The 16,798-nt window shown below is 61.5% G+C and carries 16 protein-coding genes, 1 pseudogene and 1 riboswitch; of the genes and pseudogenes, 3 read left to right on the plus strand and 14 right to left on the minus strand.

What is annotated here, in order from left to right; genetic code table 11:
* Positions 1-30: 30 nt before the first annotated feature.
* Complete coding sequence (locus SLW75_RS02665) at positions 31-1,305, plus strand: glucarate dehydratase family protein (RefSeq protein WP_410933461.1); 1,275 nt, start codon at positions 31-33, stop codon at positions 1,303-1,305.
* A 570-nt stretch (positions 1,306-1,875) separates the two neighbouring features.
* On the opposite strand, the gene SLW75_RS02670 is transcribed toward SLW75_RS02665, so the two are convergent.
* The 5 genes from SLW75_RS02670 to SLW75_RS02690 form a co-directional block, all read right to left on the minus strand.
* A complete protein-coding gene (locus SLW75_RS02670; protein WP_410933462.1) occupies positions 1,876-2,682 on the minus strand; it encodes an ABC transporter ATP-binding protein in 807 nt (268 codons plus the stop codon).
* The gene (locus SLW75_RS02675) at positions 2,679-3,716 is read right to left on the minus strand and encodes a FecCD family ABC transporter permease (protein ID WP_410933463.1); all 1,038 of its coding nucleotides are present in this window, start codon (positions 3,714-3,716) and stop codon (positions 2,679-2,681) included. Before SLW75_RS02675 ends, SLW75_RS02670 begins: the two co-directional genes overlap by 4 nt.
* Before the next feature lie 11 nt (positions 3,717-3,727).
* Positions 3,728-4,729, minus strand: a complete 1,002-nt coding sequence (locus SLW75_RS02680) for an ABC transporter substrate-binding protein (protein ID WP_296310045.1) — start codon at positions 4,727-4,729, stop codon at positions 3,728-3,730.
* Between the two features lie 143 nt (positions 4,730-4,872).
* A riboswitch (cobalamin riboswitch) is annotated at positions 4,873-5,067 on the minus strand.
* Between the two features lie 190 nt (positions 5,068-5,257).
* Positions 5,258-5,980, minus strand: a complete 723-nt coding sequence (locus tag SLW75_RS02685; protein WP_410933464.1) for an aspartate/glutamate racemase family protein — start codon at positions 5,978-5,980, stop codon at positions 5,258-5,260.
* Positions 5,981-6,040: 60 nt separating this feature from the next.
* On the minus strand, positions 6,041-7,036 hold the full coding sequence (locus tag SLW75_RS02690; RefSeq protein WP_410933465.1) for an aldo/keto reductase: 996 nt from the start codon (positions 7,034-7,036) through the stop codon (positions 6,041-6,043).
* 226 nt (positions 7,037-7,262) lie between these two features.
* On the opposite strand from SLW75_RS02690, the gene SLW75_RS02695 reads away from it, so the two are divergent.
* Complete coding sequence (locus SLW75_RS02695; RefSeq protein ID WP_167355805.1) at positions 7,263-7,427, plus strand: hypothetical protein; 165 nt, start codon at positions 7,263-7,265, stop codon at positions 7,425-7,427.
* 12 nt (positions 7,428-7,439) lie between these two features.
* Here the strand turns inward: SLW75_RS02695 and SLW75_RS02700 are convergent, their stop codons facing one another.
* From SLW75_RS02700 to SLW75_RS02740, 9 genes and pseudogenes are all read right to left on the minus strand, one after another.
* Entirely contained in the window at positions 7,440-8,189 is a 750-nt protein-coding gene (locus tag SLW75_RS02700; protein ID WP_410933796.1) for an endonuclease/exonuclease/phosphatase family protein, read from the minus strand.
* A 228-nt stretch (positions 8,190-8,417) separates the two neighbouring features.
* Positions 8,418-9,644, minus strand: a complete 1,227-nt coding sequence (locus SLW75_RS02705; RefSeq protein WP_410933466.1) for an MFS transporter — start codon at positions 9,642-9,644, stop codon at positions 8,418-8,420.
* Positions 9,645-9,965: 321 nt separating this feature from the next.
* Positions 9,966-11,552, minus strand: a complete 1,587-nt coding sequence (locus SLW75_RS02710; protein WP_074883050.1) for an ABC-F family ATPase — start codon at positions 11,550-11,552, stop codon at positions 9,966-9,968.
* A gap of 335 nt (positions 11,553-11,887) precedes the next feature.
* Positions 11,888-12,190: a Fis family transcriptional regulator gene (locus SLW75_RS02715; protein ID WP_369319029.1), complete on the minus strand. Its 303-nt coding sequence runs from the start codon at positions 12,188-12,190 to the stop codon at positions 11,888-11,890.
* Positions 12,190-12,543 carry a type II toxin-antitoxin system RelE/ParE family toxin gene (locus SLW75_RS02720; RefSeq protein WP_369319030.1) on the minus strand — a complete coding sequence of 118 codons (354 nt, stop codon included), beginning with the start codon at positions 12,541-12,543 and terminating at the stop codon, positions 12,190-12,192. Before SLW75_RS02720 ends, SLW75_RS02715 begins: the two co-directional genes overlap by 1 nt.
* Before the next feature lie 169 nt (positions 12,544-12,712).
* Positions 12,713-13,243 carry a GAF domain-containing protein gene (locus SLW75_RS02725; RefSeq protein ID WP_065990408.1) on the minus strand — a complete coding sequence of 177 codons (531 nt, stop codon included), beginning with the start codon at positions 13,241-13,243 and terminating at the stop codon, positions 12,713-12,715.
* Positions 13,244-13,395: 152 nt separating this feature from the next.
* The gene (locus tag SLW75_RS02730; protein WP_410933797.1) at positions 13,396-13,845 is read right to left on the minus strand and encodes a methyl-accepting chemotaxis protein; all 450 of its coding nucleotides are present in this window, start codon (positions 13,843-13,845) and stop codon (positions 13,396-13,398) included.
* An 84-nt stretch (positions 13,846-13,929) separates the two neighbouring features.
* Positions 13,930-14,706, minus strand: a pseudogene (locus SLW75_RS02735) (PAS domain-containing protein); the annotation flags it as partial.
* Between the two features lie 229 nt (positions 14,707-14,935).
* A complete protein-coding gene (locus SLW75_RS02740; RefSeq protein WP_065990412.1) occupies positions 14,936-15,304 on the minus strand; it encodes an NUDIX hydrolase in 369 nt (122 codons plus the stop codon).
* 583 nt (positions 15,305-15,887) lie between these two features.
* On the opposite strand from SLW75_RS02740, the gene SLW75_RS02745 reads away from it, so the two are divergent.
* The gene (locus tag SLW75_RS02745; RefSeq protein WP_410933467.1) at positions 15,888-16,736 is read left to right on the plus strand and encodes a transporter substrate-binding domain-containing protein; all 849 of its coding nucleotides are present in this window, start codon (positions 15,888-15,890) and stop codon (positions 16,734-16,736) included.
* Positions 16,737-16,798: the final 62 nt, after the last annotated feature.

Consider the following 16,798-nt stretch of genomic DNA (forward strand, 5'->3'; position numbering starts at 1 on the left):
CTCGAACCCTGATTGACCGGGAGAAGTCATTTGAAAATCACACGCGTCACCGTCACCCCGATTGCCTTCCGCGATCCGCCGTTGCTCAACGCCAGCGGCATCCACGAGCCCTTCGCCCTGCGCTCGATCATCGAAGTCGAAACCGACAACGGCTACCTCGGCCTCGGCGAAAGCTACGGCGATGCGCCGGCCCTGGCGATTCAACAGCAGTTGCAAAGCCAGTTGATCGGCATGGACCCGTTCAACCTCAACCACTTGCGGGCGGTGGTCAACGCTACGGTGGCGGCTAACAAACCTGCTTCAATGGCGGGTGCCGAGCTGGCGCCGGGTTCTCACGCCAGCAAAGCGGTGAGCAATGCCTATTCGGCGTTCGAAGTGGCGTTTCTCGATGTGCAGGCACGTTCAATGAATCTGCCGCTGGTTGACCTGCTGGGCGGTGCCGTTCGCGACCGCGTGCTGTTCAGCGCGTACCTGTTCTTCAAATACGCCCAACACGCCGATTCGCCCTACGCGCCAGACAGCTGGGGAGAAGCGCTAAGTGAAGAACAGATCGTCGCCCAGGCGCGGCGGATGATCGACGCCTACGGCTTCAAGAGCATCAAGCTGAAAGCCGGCGCGCTGGACCCGGAACACGAAGTGTCGTGCATCAAGGCGCTGAAAAAGGCCTTTCCCGGCTATCCGCTTCGCATCGACCCGAACGGTAACTGGTCCCTGGACACCTCGATCCGCATGGCCGAACTGCTCGGCGACGACCTGCAATACTACGAAGACCCGACGCCCGGGCTGGACGGCATGGCCGAACTGCATAAACGTACCGGCCTGCCGCTGGCGACCAACATGGTCGTCACCGACTTCGACGAATTCCGCCGCAGCGTCGCGCTGAACAGCGTGCAGATCGTCCTCGCCGACCACCATTACTGGGGCGGCCTGCGCGACACCCAGGCGCTGGCAAAAATGTGCGACACCTTCGGCCTCGGCGTCTCCATGCACTCCAACTCCCACCTGGGCATTAGCCTCATGGCCATGACCCACGTCGCCGCCGCCGTCCCCAACCTCGACTTCGCCTGCGACACCCACTACCCGTGGCAAGAACCGGACGAAGAGGTCATCAAAGGCGGCAAACTCCCCATCATCGACGGCTGCGTCCACCTCACCCGCGAGCCCGGGTTGGGACTGGAGCTGGACTACGACCAGCTGGGCAAACTCAACGACCAATATCTAACGTGCGGCATTCGCCAGCGTGACGACGTGCGGCAAATGCAGAAATACAAACCGGAGTGGAAGGCGGTGAAGCCACGGTATTGAGGTTGGAGGGAGTCATTACCAGGGCGGGTCGGAAGCGAGACCAGACACAGACAGACCGGGGACAGATTAATTTACGGTGAAGCGTTGTAAATAAATCAGTCCCCTTTGGAAAGTCCCCTTTGGAAAAACCCGAAGATCCTCCAGTGCCGGATGTATCCCCACGCAGAGCGTGGGAACGATCAGCGTTGGGCAGCGAAATTTCCGTTGCCGTCACCGGCCTCTTCCCGGCTAAAGCCGGTCCCACTAACAGACCGCACGCGCCCGTAGGACCGCCTTCAGCCGGGAAGCTTTTGCTTTGCTTTTGATCTGCTTTTGATCTTCCTGCGCAGAAGGTCCAGACACCGCCAATCGCGACTTTGGTGCAGGCCGAACGTAGACGACGCGGAGTGGGCCGAGCCGCATGGATGCGGCGAGAGCGCCGTCAGGACATGGATGTCCGTTCGGCGCGGGCCCACGGAGCGTCGTCGGAGTGAGGGAACCCGACGAAGTCGGGCCAAGCCGAGAGCAGGCACTTTTGGTTACTTTTAGTGCTTTTTAAAAGTAACTCGCCGAAGGCGAAACAGTCTGCCCCTAGGCAGACGCTTGTGATTCTGGCGCCCTCAGCCTTAGCAGACGAGCCCCGTCAAACGGATCAACCAACCAATGCCCCCGCACCCCAAACACGTCACTCAACAGCTCCGGCGACAACACATCAAACGGCGAACCCAGCGCCACCAAACGCCCCCCGTCCATCACGGCCAGACGATCACACCCCAACGCCTGATTCAAATCATGCAACGCCACCACCGTCGTCACCGGCAACTGCTGAACCAACCGCAAAATCGACAACTGCTGCTGAATATCCAAATGATTCGTCGGCTCATCCAGCAACAACACCTGCGGCCGCTGCGCCAGCGCCCGCGCAATATGCCCGCGCTGCTGCTCCCCGCCCGACAACGTATGCCACGCCCGATGCGCCAGATGCTGCAAACTCACATCCGCCAACGCCTGCGCCACGATCCGGTCATCAACCTCACCCCACGGCGCCAGCGCCGACAGCCACGGCGTACGGCCCAGCTCAACCGCCTGCAACAGACTGATCGAATCACCCGTCTGCGCATGCTGCTCCACCACCGCCACCTGCCGCGCAATGTCTCGCCGGTTCAACGCCGACAAGCGCTGCCCACCCAGGCGAACGTCGCCCTGGGACGGCTTTTGAATCCCCGCCAGCAACTTCAGCAGCGTCGACTTGCCCGAGCCATTCGGCCCGACGACCCCCAGGTTTTCCCCCGGCCGAATCGCCAGGCTCACCCCGCTGAGCAGTAGCGCGCCCTTGACCGAGTAACTCAGGTCACTGCCTTCCAGCATGGCGCCGGACACCTCCTGGCGGGCGTTCATCTAGCACGGTTCCCACGGACCAGAATCATGGCAAACACCGGCGCGCCCACCAGCGCCGTGATGACCCCGATCGGCAACACCTGACCCTTGATCAAGGTGCGCGACAGCACATCGGCGGCAATCATGAACAGCGCGCCGATCAGGGCGCTCAAGGGCAGCAACCGTGCATGACGCACGCCCGCCACCAGGCGCACCGCATGGGGAATCACCAGACCGACGAAGCCGATGGAGCCGACAATCGACACCATCACCGCCGTCATCAGTGCGGCGGTGAGGATCAGCACCGCCTGCACCCGGCGCACCGGAATGCCCAGGGACGCGGCCGAATCGCTGCCAAACGTGAACGCATCCAGCGCGCGCCGATGCCACAGGCACACCAGCAAACCGAGGACCACGACCGGCACCGACAGCGCCACCGACGACCAGCGCACGCCGCTGAGATTGCCCAGCAGCCAGAACATGATCCCGCGGGCCTGCTCGGCATTGGCCGACTTGGTGATCAGGAAGGACGTCAGGGCGTTGAACAGCTGGGACCCGGCGATGCCTGCCAGGATGATCTGGCCGGCAGCGGTCTGCCCCCGAGAGGAGCGGGCGAGCAGGGCGACCAGCGCAAAGGCGGCAATCGCCCCGGCAAAGGCGCCGGTGGACAGGGAGATCGTCCCGGCACCGATGCCGATGATCGCCACCAAGACCGCGCCTGTTGAAGCACCGGCAGAAATGCCCAGCAAGTAGGGGTCGGCCAAGGGGTTGCGCAGCAGCGATTGCAAAACTACGCCCGACACCGCCAGCCCTGCACCGCAGGTGGCGGCAACGATGGCCCGGGTCAGGCGGTAATTCCAGACGATGCCCTCGTCGATCGGGTCGAGGGGAAAACCCGCGGCCCACAGCTTGTTCGCCAGCACCTGAACGATCACCGGCAGGCTGATCGACGTCTCGCCGATCGCCACGCCCGCGAGCACCGCCAACGCCAACGCCAGTAGTGCGATGGCCCAGGCGCCATGCCCGAAGATGCGGACGACGCTCGACCGGAGCATGCCGACAGACGTCATGGCGCGAGAGTGGCCCCGGCCAGCTGTTCGATACCGTCAAACAGCCGCACGCTGGACTCCATGGCGCTGGCGTCCATGATCACGATGCGATTGTTTTTCACTGCATCCATATTGCGGGTGACCGGATCAGAGCGGAGGAAGGCCAGCTTCTTCTCGTGATCGTCAGCCGGGAAGCGGCGGCGGTCCATGCGCGCGATGACCAGCACGGTCGGGTTGGCCTTGGCGATGGTTTCCCAGCCCACGGTCGGCCATTCCTCATCGGAGTCGATGACGTTGCGCATGCCGAGGGTGTCGAGCATGAAGTTGGGAATGCCCTTGCGCCCGGCCACGTACGGATCGACGTTGATGTCAGGGCTGGAAAACCAGAACACCGCCGAGACGGGTGGGTTGGCATGGGCTTTTGCCTGCGCCACAGCTTTGGCCAGCCGCCCCTGATAATCCGCGATCAGGTGCTCGCCACGGTCTTGCACATCGAAGATCTGCGCCAGCTGACCGAGGCTTTTGTACAGCGTTTCGATGCGGAAGGCTTCGAGGCGCGTGCCGTCGGCGCCGACCCGGTTGTTCTTGCCCTCGCAATCGGAGGGCAGGATGTAGGTGGGAATGCCTAAATCGCGAAACTGCTCGCGGGTGCCGACCGCGCCCTGTGGGCCGACCATCCACTCAAACTGCACCGGGACGAAATCCGGGCGTTTGCCGATCACCGATTCGAAGCTCGGCGCATTGTCGGCCAGGCGCTCGATGCCGTCGTTGAGGGTTTGGTACTGGGGCAGGACGGGGTTGAACCACAGTGACGTGCCCACGACCTTCGGGCCCAGGCCAAGGGCATAGAGCATTTCGGTGGCGGCCTGGCCGATGGTCACGGTTTTCTGCGGCGCGTGGTTGAACGTCAGCGCTTCGCCACAGTTGTCCACGGTCAAGGGGTAGGCCGTCGACGCCGCGAGCGCGGCGGTGGGCAAGGTCAGCGTGACGAACAGGGCGGCGAGGCGGCGCAGCGGCATGAACAGCGATCTCCAGAAAGCCTGATTGCTTGGCGAAGCAGGCGCTGGAAAGTCCATCCCGGCAGGCGCCCTGAAAGTGGGGGCGCGCACAGCGTGCGCGAAACGACGCACGAACGGGAGTCCTTCCCCGGACACCCCGCCGGTGAATGAATATGCTGGCCGGCAGGTCTCCTGACTGGCGCTTCATTGCCATGCTTCGGCCTTCCCGGGGTGACCCAGTGGCAAACAGGAAGCAGGGCTCGGCGCCTACAGTTGCGGGGACAGTTCCGTTTAAGCGCGATGACGCGCCCGGGATTCCCTATTAATTCCGAGTGGAAACCGGCGGCGGGGATACTAAACGATTCGGCGGGTGGAGGCGAATGCAGTGGTGGTGCGCCAGAGGCTAATACCTGTAGGAGTGAGCTTGCTCGCGAAGAGGCCCGACCTTTCGCTAAATGTTCAGCGGCTGGAATGCCGTCTTCGCGAGCAAGCTCGCTCCCACAAGGTATGTGTTTGCAGCGCCATCGGCGTGAGCTCAACACCACCGGCTTAGAGCTTAAACGGCCAACCGATGATCTTCTTCGGCCGTGGCGTGGCGTAGGTCCGCACTTTCGAAGTCTTCAACCCCAGACGCACCAGCGATTCCGCCAGCGCCACCGCTGCGGTAACGCCATCGACCACCGGCACGCCCGCGCGTTCGCGGATGAGTTGATCCAGCCCGGCCATGCCGCCACAGCCCAGGCAGATCACCTCGGCCTTGTCCCGGTTCACCGCTTCGATGGCCTGCTCGACGATGGCCTCGACCGCACGCTCCGGCGATTCCTCCAGCTCCAGCACGCTCATGCCGCTGGCCCGCACCGAGGCGCAGCGCTCGTACACCCCTGCCAGCTTCAGGCGGTCTTCGATCAGCGGCACGGTGCGGTCCAGCGTGGTGACCACCGCGTATTTATGCCCCAGCAGCATCGCCAGGCTGGCCGCCGCTTCGGTGATGTCGACCACCGGCACGTCGAGCAGCTCCTGCAAACCTTCGCGGCCATGCTCGCCATAACCGGCCTGAATCACCGCGTCATAAGGCCCTTCGTAGGACATGACCCGGTCCATCACTGCGATGGCCGCCAGGTAACTTTCAAAATTGCCTTCCACCGACTCGGCGCCGAAGCGTGGGGTCAGACCAATGATCTCGGTGCCGGGCGAGGCCACGCTGCGGGCCTGCTCGGCGATGGTCTCGGTCATGGATTCAGTGGTGTTGACGTTGACGATCAGAATTCGCATGGACAGATCTCGCGCAGGGAACAAAGCCGGGCGTCTGGCCCGGCGTCATTGGGCACGATATCAGTCTTTGCCGGGGACTGGCGCCTGCAGGGCAATGAAGCCCTGATCGCGCATGGCTTGCCAGAAACCATCCGGCACCTGTGCGTTGAGCGCAGTAACGTCTTCGATGATCCGCGACGGCCGGCTCGCGCCCGGAATCACCGCCGCCACCAGGGGGTTGGCGAGAACGAACTGCAGCGCTGCGGACTTGATGTCGACCTGATACTGCCGAGCGATTTCCTGGATGTGCGCCACTTTGTCGAGCATCGCCTGGGACGCTTCCTGGTATTCGAAATGCTTGCCGCCCACCAGCACGCCGGAGCTGTAAGGCCCGCCGACGACGAACTCGGCGTTGTGCTGGCGGGCCTTGTCGAACAGCCGTTGCAGCGGCTGGTCATGGTCGAGCAGGGAATAACGACCGGCGAGCAGAAAGCCATCGGGCTGGGCTTCTTCCAGGTCCAGGGTCAGTTCGCACGGCTCGACGCGGTTGACGCCCAGGCCCCAGGCCTTGATCACGCCTTCTTCGCGCAGGCGGGTGAGGGCGCGGAAAGCGCCGGTGCGAGCGATGTTGAAATGCTCGATCCAGGCATCGCCATGGGCGTCCTGAGCGACGTCGTGGACAAACACGATATCCAGTCGGTCAGTGTTCAGCCGTATCAGGCTCGCTTCAATGGAACGCAACGTGGCGTCGGCGGAGTAGTCGGTGACAATCTTGTTTTTCAGGCCTTCGGCGAACGGACCACTGCGCGTTTCGGTGTCGATCTCATCGGAAATCAGCCGGCCGACTTTGGTGCTCAAGGTGTATTGGTCGCGGGGGATGCCCGCCAGTGCCTTGCCCACCCGCTGCTCGGACAGGCCGGCGCCGTAGATGGGTGCGGTGTCGAAATAGCGGATGCCCTGGTCCCAGGCGGATTGGACGGTGGCTGCCGCTTCGTCTTCGTCAATGGTCCGAAACATATTGCCCAAGGGCGCGGAGCCAAAGCCGAGGCGGCCGATGATCTTGTCGTGCAGACTCATGGGGATTTTTTCCTGTGCGGTGAGGCGTGTCTGGATGCGCGGCTCATGACGCCGTCTTCGCCCGATAAGGAACAGCGCGACGAAAGCGGCGAGGCTTGTTTACTGACTGCTGATTGCCATAGGTGTTCTTGATAGTGTCGACCGGTCTTGTTGCACCTGAGGCGCCTGCTAAGCTCCACGCATTGAATAGAGTCTTCAGCAAACCTACCGAAACGAGGAAACTGCCATGCAATCTCACTCCCCCGATGCTGCGCCGCTTGCACCGCACCCTGGGCATCAGCCCGATGAGCCGGAAACGGAACTCGATGCCGATATGGATCCGGGTAACGAAGACCCGGGCTCCCAGTTTGATCGCGACGCCACGGTTCCCCTGATTGATCCGGATAAATGACGGCGTAGCTCATTACAGATGCACTTCGACCGCCAGCGGCAGGTGATCGGACAAATGCGTCCACGGCCGCGTGCCGAGGATTTTCGGGTGGTGGCTGGTGGCGTTGCGCAAATAGATACGGTCAAGGCGCAGGATCGGAAAGCGCGCGGGGTACGTTTTCGCCAACCGCCCCTGACTGCGCTCGAAGGCTTCGTGGAGGTAGCCGCAGCGCTGCAGGCGCTTGTTGCCCTGCAGCTGCCAGTCGTTGAAATCGCCGGCGATGACCACCGGGGCGTCCTCGGGCAGGGAGTCGAGCAGGTCGCAGAGCAGGTTCAGCTGCAATTGCCGATGGCTCTCCAACAGGCTGAGGTGCACACAAATCGCATGGACTTCCGCATGCCCCGGCACCTGCAGCACGCAATGCAAGAGGCCGCGGCGCTCCGGCCCGGTGATGGAAATGTCCAGATTGCGGTAATGCAGAATCGGGTATTTGGACAGCAGCGCGTTGCCGTGATGACCGTCGGGGTAGACCGCGTTGCGGCCATAGGCGAAGTCCGTCCACATGCTGTCGGCGAGAAATTCGTAGTGCGGCGTGTCGGGCCAGTCTTCGTACTTGGCGGCATGGCGGTCATGGCCGCCGAGGACTTCCTGGAGAAACACCAGATCGGCACCGGTGCTGCGCACGGCCTCACGCAATTCCGGCAGGATGAAACGCCGGTTCAGTGCAGTGAAGCCCTTGTGGGTGTTCACGGTCAGCACGCGCAGTTTGTGGACTTCGCGCAACGTGGCCGGGTCCGGAGGGGTAGCGTTCGAGCCAGAGGGGTCGTGGGTCACGCCCTCACTCCTGTTCGGGGGATGTGCTATTCCGACCGGGGCGCGAGGCGGCAGTTCAGCTTTTAGGTGGGACCGGCTCTAGCCGGGGGATTTCAACAGCCATTTTGTGGCATGATCGCCGGCTGCTTCCCTCTGTAGGACCGGCTTTAGCCGGGAAGCCTTTATACCGCGCGTCCTCTACACCCGCGTATCGATCGGCGCCCTGCGTGACAGCACCACTGCCAGTGTCAATGCCGCCACCGACAACAACGCCGCAAAGAAGAAAATCCAGCTATAGCCCATGCCCAGCGCCACGGCACCCATCAGCGGTCCGGCAATGGCCAGCGCCAGGTCGAAGAACACCGCGTAAGCGCTGAGCCCGGCACCGCGACTGCTGTTGGGCACCTGCTTGATGGCTTCGACGCCCAGCGCGGGATAGACCAGCGACAGACCAAAACCGGTCAGCCCTGCGCCGATCAGGGCGAAGGTGGTGTCGGGTGCCAGCCAGAGCAGCAACAGACCCAGGGTTTCCACGGTGATACAGACGATCGCCGAGCGAAAGCCGCCAAAGCGGTTGATCGCGTTGATGAACAGCAAACGCGCGACGATGAAACAGATGCCGAACACCGTCAGGCACCAGGCCGCGCCTTCCCAGCCACGGGCCACGTAAAACAACGTGATGAACGTCGTCAGCGTGCCGTAGCCGATGGAGGACAGGGTCAGGCTCAGGCCAAACGGCGCCACCCGGCCGAACACCGAGAAGAACGGCAGGCGCTCGCCGCGCACCACCGGGATCGCCGTTTTGTTGCGGATCAACAGCAACGCCCCGGCCGCCAGGACGAACAGCACCAACCCCAGGCTGGCAAAGCCCAGCGCGCCTACCATCACCACGCCAAGGGGAGCGCCAATGGCGATGGCGCCGTATGACGCAATGCCATTCCAGGAAATCGAGCGGGCGGTGTGCTCCGAACCGACCTGGCCGATGCACCAGCTGATGGTGCCCACGCCGATCAAGCCCTGGGACGCGCCGAGAAACAGGCGGGCGATGATCAGGATTGTCAGGCTGACGTCTGCGAAACGCTCCAGGAGGATCGCCGCCAGGGTCAGCACGCCGCTCAACGCGATGCCGGACAGCCCGTAAACGATGGCGCGCTTGGTGCCGATGGTGTCGCAGATACGCCCGGCCACCGGGCGACTCAACAGCGTCGCCAGGTACTGCGCACCGATCACCAGCCCCGCGACCACCGCGCTGAAACCCAGCTGGTTGTGCACGTAACCGGGCATCACCGCGATGGGCAGACCGATGCACAGGAAGGCAATGAAGGTGTAGACGACGATGGAGATGATTTGCAGGGTGATCGCCATCGAACTGGCGTCGCTGGCAGGCGTGTTGACAGGCGAAACAGGCGGCTGGGCGGCAGACATGGGGACTCTTCGCTGGAGCGGTGGGAGTGCCGCATCATCGCCCGTGGGGTCGGGAAATGAAAGCTGGCTAACGGTTTTTATCCGGGGTCAGACGGCGGCCGGACTTGCCCGTTCCCGGCTAAAGCCGGTCCTACGAGTGTTCGCATTTGCCTTCGTAGGACCGGCTTTAGCCGGGAACGCGTCGGAGGTCACACCGCAGGATTGGCGGCGCCTGGCTTGGCGTCCTCCCGGCCAACGCCGGTCCCACTGTCACAAAAAAGCCCCGTCACGGTGGACGGGGCTCCTTGGTGTCAGCTTCACTCTGTCAGCGGATTGCCCTGATCAGAACGCGACGCCCTGGCTGCGCAGGTAATCGTCGTAGGTGCCGCTGAAGTCGGTCACGCCACTTGGACTCAACTCGATGATGCGGGTGGCCAGGGACGACACGAACTCGCGGTCGTGGCTGACGAAGATCAGCGTGCCCGGGTAGTTCTCCAGCGCCAGGTTCAGCGCCTCGATCGACTCCATGTCCAGGTGGTTGGTCGGCTCGTCCATGATCAGCACGTTCGGCTTCTGCAGGATCAGTTTGCCGAACAGCATGCGGCCTTGCTCACCACCGGAGATCACCTTGACCGACTTGAGGATCTCGTCGTTGGAGAACAGCATCCGGCCCAGGGTGCCACGAATGACTTGTTCACCTTGAGTCCATTGGCCCATCCAGTCGAAGAGGGTGACATCGTCTTCGAAGTCGTGGGCGTGGTCCTGGGCGTAGTAACCCAGCTCTGCCGCATCGGTCCACTTGATCGTGCCGGCATCCGGGGTCAGTTCATTGACCAAGGTGCGCAGCAGGGTGGTTTTACCGATCCCGTTCGGGCCGATGATCGCAACGCGTTCGCCGGCTTCAACCTGGAAGCTGAAGTTCTTGAACAGTGGCTTGCCGTCGAAGCCTTTGGCCATTTGGTCAATGATGACCGCCTGACGGTGCAGCTTCTTGTTCTGATCAAAGCGGATGAACGGGCTGACGCGACTCGAAGGCTTGACCTCGGCCAGCTGGATCTTGTCGATCGCCTTGGCACGGGAGGTGGCCTGCTTGGCTTTCGAGGCGTTGGCCGAGAAGCGGCTGACGAACGACTGCAGCTCGGAAATCTGGGCTTTCTTCTTGGCGTTGTCCGACAGCAACTGCTCGCGGGACTGGGTCGCCACGGTCATGTACTCGTCGTAGTTGCCCGGGAACAGACGCAGCTCGCCGTAATCCAGGTCAGCCATGTGGGTGCACACGCTGTTGAGGAAGTGACGGTCGTGAGAAATGATGATCATCAGGCTGGAGCGCTGGGTCAGGATGTTTTCCAGCCAGCGAATCGTGTTGATGTCCAGGTGGTTGGTTGGTTCGTCGAGCAACAGCACTTCAGGGTCGGAGAACAGCGCCTGGGCCAGCAATACGCGCAGTTTCCAGCCAGGGGAGACCTCGCTCATCGGGCCGAAGTGCTGCTCGATGCCGATGCCCAGACCGAGCAACAGCTCGCCGGCGCGGGATTCGGCGGTGTAGCCGTCCATTTCAGCAAATTCGGTTTCCAGCTCGGCCACGGCCATGCCGTCTTCTTCGGTCATTTCCGGCAGCGAATAGATGCGATCGCGCTCGGCCTTGACCTTCCACAGCTCTTCGTGACCCATGATCACGGTGTCGATGACAGAGAAGTCTTCGTAGGCGAACTGGTCCTGACGCAATTTACCCAGGCGCACGTTCGGCTCGAGCATCACCTGGCCGCCGGACGGCTCCAGATCGCCGCCGAGGATCTTCATGAAGGTGGACTTGCCACAGCCATTGGCGCCGATGAGGCCATAGCGGTTGCCACCGCCGAATTTGACCGAAACGTTCTCGAACAGCGGCTTGGCGCCAAACTGCATGGTGATGTTAGCTGTGGAAATCAATTGCTTATCCTGGATTGTTTACAAGGGGCTGATTGGCGATGGCCTTCGACGCCTGGTGGCGATTGCTCGTGATCCAACCAGCAGCCTGCACGTCACCGATGACGGCGACATGACCTGATGAAGATGGGTGAACGGGAGCAGCGTCCGATACGGGTTCAGCGGGTGACCGACCTGCATCGACCACGCTTGCTGTGCGCCGGAAGACGCACAGGTCTGGGGCGCGCGCCGCGACCCCGTGAAAGGCTCAAGCGGCGCATGCGAATTCAAGGCGCGGCAGTGTAACACCGTCTTGGTTATCCACCTACCGCCGCTCGCCGGTGAGCGTTATGCGACAGCTAGGCTCTCTCAATCGTTGTTTCTGGAACTAACCTGACCTCCACCCTCTGACCAAGCGCCCGAGCGGCGCTGGCAAGCGTGGCGAGTGTCATGCCTGGGTCGTCCTGATCCAGCGCACGATCTACGGCTGTTCGGCTGGTGTGCATACGCTCGGCAAGTACGGTCTTCGTCACGCGCTGAAGTTTCATGGTTTCTGCTATCTGCCAAGCGATGACACGCTTCAGGGCGGCGGCAGACACCTCTTCCACAAGACCTTGCTCTGCAAGGAAATCGTCGAAATCAGAACCGATATGCTGGTTCATCACCTTGTCCTCTTTAGTGCTGCTTTGCGTTTCTTGGCAGTGTCCAAGTCAGACGCAGGAGTTTTGTCGCTTTTCTTTATGAATCCGTGGAGCAATACCATGGTGCTCCCTTCAACGGTGAAGAGCACTCGGGCGATGGTGTCTTTCATGTGGGTTCTGACTTCCCAAAGATCATTACCCATTTTGCGAACCACTGGCATGCCGATGGGCCAGCCGATCTGAACGGTTTTGATATCTGTCCCGACGGATTTGCGATCTTCGCGCGGTAACTCGGAAAGCCATGCACGAACCGGCTCGTTGCCCGCATCCGTGCAGAAAAAACGTACTTGTAGTATCAGCGGAATGTCGTTCATCGGCGCAGTGTACCTAAATAGGTACTGCTTGCAATGACTTAAATTGGGCGCATGGCGATGCTCGCGCAACCGGAGTGAACGTTGAACGTTCAACAGCGCTGGAGTGGACCTAGCGCCAATTCCGCTCCTGTTGACCGGCGTCGGGGATCGTCAAAAACCACTTACATGCTTAAGCGTGCTCGACCTGCGTCCTGACCTTGTTCACCGTGGAGTAATGCGAGAACACGATGCAGCCGATCAGCCGGGAGAACAGGCCCAGGGTTTCGACGAGGTCCGGGCTTTCGAAGGTGCTGGCTTTGGAATCGAGCAGGCACAAGGCGCCGAACAGCTGGCCGTCGGGCAGGCTGATCGGCACGCCGATGTAGCTCTCGATGGCGTATTGCTTGACCACCGGGCGACCCGCATAGCGCTCGCTCTGGCTGATGCTGGGGATGATCAGCGCTTTCGGGTTTGCGATCAGTTCGTTGCACAGCGTGGTTTCCAGCTCCAGCACTTCGCCTTCCTGGATGCCGATGTGAATCTCGTCATAAACCGCGCAGGCGACCCACTCGGAGTCGGTGAACTTGGCAATACCGGCAAAGCGCATGCCGGTGAGCCGCGTCACGAGCCTGAGGATATTCGTCGTCGCTTCAACCTCGGCGATCGCCGAACGCTCTGCGATGGTCAGCAAATCCGGGCAGAGCAGGGAATCCAAAGCCATTGTCGGCTCCATGTCAACGTGGGGTGGCATACCCGGATGGGGCCACATATGTGGCGCAGATTAGCATTTTGTAGGGCAAGCGTATCTCCCGCTCGGCGCGCTGCGACCATTTGTCATGGGGGACCCCGAGTTAAAGGCGGGTGCGGCCGCTGTCAGAGCTGGTGGTTGAACCGCTGGACGGCACCCACCACCTGACGCGCGCCTTCCTGGATCTCAACGATCACGCTGCCGGCCTGGTTGGCCAGCGACAGGCCTTGCTCCGCCTGGGCGCGGGTGCTGCCCATGTCCTTGACCACATCATCCACCAGTTTCTGGTTCTGCTGCACCACCGCGACAATCTCTTCGGTCGCCGTGCTGGTGCGTCCGGCCAGCTGACGCACTTCATCGGCCACCACGGCGAACCCCCGGCCCTGTTCGCCGGCACGGGCGGCTTCGATGGCGGCGTTGAGGGCGAGCAAGTTGGTCTGTTGGGCGATGCCGCCGATGGTTTGCACGATGGTGCTGATCAGCAACGACTGCTTGCCCAGCGCTTCCATGCCATGGGAGGCAGAGAGCATCTGGTCGGCGATGCCGTTCATGGTTTCCACGGTGTTGTTGATCACCGCTGCCCCGCGCTGCGCCGAGACGTCGGTGCGCTGGGAGATCTCGAAGGCCGTGCCGGCCGCGACGCTGATTTCGGCTTCGCGACGTACCTGATCGGTAATGACAGTGGCGAATTTCACCACCTTGTAAAGCTTGCCCTGGGTGTCGTGGACCGGGTTGTAGGTCGCTTCCAGCCACACGTCCTCGCCACGGCTGTTGATGCGTTTGAACCGGTCGGCCACGAAGTCGCCGTTGTTCAGGCGTTTCCAGAACGCTTTGTAGTCTTCGGTGGCGGCGAATTTCGGGTCACAGAACAGGCTGTGGTGCTTGCCGAGAATCTGATCCTGGCTGTAGCCCATTTCCTGGAGGAAGGACTGGTTAGCCTTCAGCACGTGACCGCCGAGGTCGAATTCGATGACCGCTGTCGAGCGCAGCAGGGCGTTGATGAACGACTCGTTTTCCCGGGCCTTGTTGACTTCGGCGGTGACGTTGGTGGCCAGACATTTGAGGGCGGCCACACGGCCCTGATCATCCTTCAGCGGCGACCACGTGGCGTGAATCCAGATCAGCGAACCGCCTTTGCTGATGAAGCGGTAGTCGTCAGTGACCGCAGTGCCGTTGACGGCCGCTAATTTGAAGTCGCGGAAGCACGGCATGGTTGCGACGTAGGTCGGAATGAACGCCGCCATGGGCTGGCCAACCAGCTCGTCATGGGAGTAACCGATGGCTGCGCAGAATTTGCTGTTTGCGTCCGTGATGCGCAGGTCGGCATCCACGGTCAGCGACAGCATTTGCTGCATGAGGGCGTCGTGAAAATTTTTCAGCGCGACCAGCTCCGAGCTCAGAGTGGACATTTGCTTTTTGATTTTGGAATTAAACATCTGCCGCTCCTTGGATATGCTCACTTAACTGTCGGCGTTCGGATGCCGAAATTAAGCCCGGTCGTCAGAATGTTTATAGATCAGGCAGGGAGAAAAGGAGGGGGGCGGGAGGAATTTTGGGCAAGAAAAAGCCCGCGATGGGGGGTGCGGGCTTAAAGTCAGTCTTGGAGGAGCAAGTGAAGAGTATCGCCCCCGATGTGAAAAACCTGTGAACGCCTCTCAACAACACTTAATAAATGGCGTTGGTCAGAAAAGCCTTCACGATGGACTTCGCCGCTGGGCTGACTTTCTGGTCGCCCAGCTCTTTGCTGGTGAACCACTTGCAGTCGGCAATTTCGTTGTGGGGGGCAGGGGTGGCGATCATCGTCACCGACACTTCGAACACGTGATGCAACACGGCACCGCCCTCATAGCGAGTGATGTACGCCAGGTCTTCCAGGATCAGACCGGTCTCTTCACGTAATTCGCGCGCAGCGGCCTGCGCAGGCGATTCATCGGCTTCGACCTTGCCGCCGGGAAGGTTCCACCGGGCGTTGGATTTGCGCACGTAAAGGATCTGGTTGTCCCTGCGGCAGATGACTGTGGCTCGCTGTTTCATTGGGGTTCCTCCACCGTACAACCCGTAAAAGTGCCGCCGTCCCTGGGTATTCACGCGGCTGTCATAAAAGCTTCATAAAGACGTTTGAAGCAGTAACGGTGCCAATGTTCCCTTCATCCTCCTGAATCGGCCGGTATTAAGAAAACCATAGCTCGATTGAGGGGTGTGTCGGGATAACCAGCCAGACGGTGTCCTGTTCAGCCTGATGGGCGGGGTGCCAACATGAACCAAAATGCCACTACTTAACCAACGCGCTGATTGGGTTCTTTGGCGGGCGGATCGTGCCCTTGGCGCGATGAACGGTCTTGGCACGCGAACCGTGATGCGCGTTATTGGCGCGGAGTGCACGCCGATGGGGCCCTGTGCGCACTGTGTGGGGTGATCCGTAGCGCGGAGTCTGGTCAGCCCGCGTGGCGTTTCGACCTGCACGCACCTGGATTTCAACCCATGTGATTGAAAACACCGGTGATTCTCGCCGCTTCTTTTACCGCCTGACTCTGTGGCACACTTTCTGCTGTCTATTCCGTTGTGGCAAACAAGGTTCCGCTATAGCGGAATAAATACAACCGGCGGAGTTTCTCTCATGCGGCGCGGATCCCTTTCTTTGAAAGCTTGTGCATTGGCCCTGATAACGGCAGCAACGTTGGCAACGACGGCCTATGCCGCCGACAGCAAGCTGGACAACGTCCTGCAGCGCGGCCATCTCATCGTGGGTACCGGGAGCACCAATGCCCCTTGGCACTTTCAGGGTGCGGACGGCAAGTTGCAGGGTTTTGATATCGACATCGCGCGCATCGTCGCCAAGGGCTTGTTTAATGATCCGAGCAAGGTCGAGTTTGTCGTGCAGTCCTCCGACGCGCGAATCCCGAACCTGCTGACGGACAAAGTCGACATGAGCTGCCAGTTCATCACGGTGACTGCCAGCCGCGCCCAGCAGGTGGCGTTCACGCTGCCTTATTACCGCGAAGGCGTGGCGCTGCTGCTGCCGACCAACAGCAAGTACAAGGAAATCGACGACCTGAAAGGCGCGGGTGATGGCGTCACCGTTGCCGTGCTGCAGAACGTCTACGCCGAAGAGCTGGTGCATCAGGCGCTGCCCAAGGCGAAGGTCGACCAGTACGACAGCGTCGACCTGATGTACCAGGCCATCAACTCCGGTCGCGCCGATGCGGCGGCCACCGATCAGTCGTCGGTGAAATACCTGATGGTGCAGAACCCCGGTCGCTATCGTTCGCCCGCATTCGCCTGGAGCCCGCAAACCTACGCGTGCGCCGTCAAACGTGGCGATCAGGACTGGCTGAACTTCGTCAATACCGCCCTGCATGAAGCCATGACCGGCGTTGAATTCCCGATGTACGCCGAGTCGTTCAAGAAGTGGTTCGGCGTGGACCTGCCGACCCCGGCGATCGGTTTCCCGATGGAATACAAATAACCCACGCCGCTCGCGTCGCCCACTGAAGGGGGCGGGGACGGCCGTGATGCCGTCCCGCCCCA

This window comes from Pseudomonas sp. W5-01 (assembly GCF_046540435.1).
In the GTDB taxonomy this organism is placed as follows: Bacteria; Pseudomonadota; Gammaproteobacteria; order Pseudomonadales; family Pseudomonadaceae; genus Aquipseudomonas; species Aquipseudomonas graminis_B.

Coding starts and splice junctions, on each gene's coding strand:
- SLW75_RS02715 (WP_369319029.1), bottom strand. CDS start 12,190: ATGAACCAGCATATCGGTTCTGATTTCGACGATTTCCTTGCAGAGCAA.
- SLW75_RS02740 (WP_065990412.1), bottom strand. CDS start 15,304: ATGAAACAGCGAGCCACAGTCATCTGCCGCAGGGACAACCAGATCCTT.
- SLW75_RS02690 (WP_410933465.1), bottom strand. CDS start 7,036: ATGAGTCTGCACGACAAGATCATCGGCCGCCTCGGCTTTGGCTCCGCG.
- SLW75_RS02670 (WP_410933462.1), bottom strand. CDS start 2,682: ATGAACGCCCGCCAGGAGGTGTCCGGCGCCATGCTGGAAGGCAGTGAC.
- SLW75_RS02705 (WP_410933466.1), bottom strand. CDS start 9,644: ATGTCTGCCGCCCAGCCGCCTGTTTCGCCTGTCAACACGCCTGCCAGC.
- SLW75_RS02680 (WP_296310045.1), bottom strand. CDS start 4,729: ATGCCGCTGCGCCGCCTCGCCGCCCTGTTCGTCACGCTGACCTTGCCC.
- SLW75_RS02745 (WP_410933467.1), top strand. CDS start 15,888: ATGCGGCGCGGATCCCTTTCTTTGAAAGCTTGTGCATTGGCCCTGATA.
- SLW75_RS02685 (WP_410933464.1), bottom strand. CDS start 5,980: ATGCGAATTCTGATCGTCAACGTCAACACCACTGAATCCATGACCGAG.
- SLW75_RS02720 (WP_369319030.1), bottom strand. CDS start 12,543: ATGAACGACATTCCGCTGATACTACAAGTACGTTTTTTCTGCACGGAT.
- SLW75_RS02725 (WP_065990408.1), bottom strand. CDS start 13,243: ATGGCTTTGGATTCCCTGCTCTGCCCGGATTTGCTGACCATCGCAGAG.
- SLW75_RS02695 (WP_167355805.1), top strand. CDS start 7,263: ATGCAATCTCACTCCCCCGATGCTGCGCCGCTTGCACCGCACCCTGGG.
- SLW75_RS02675 (WP_410933463.1), bottom strand. CDS start 3,716: ATGCTCCGGTCGAGCGTCGTCCGCATCTTCGGGCATGGCGCCTGGGCC.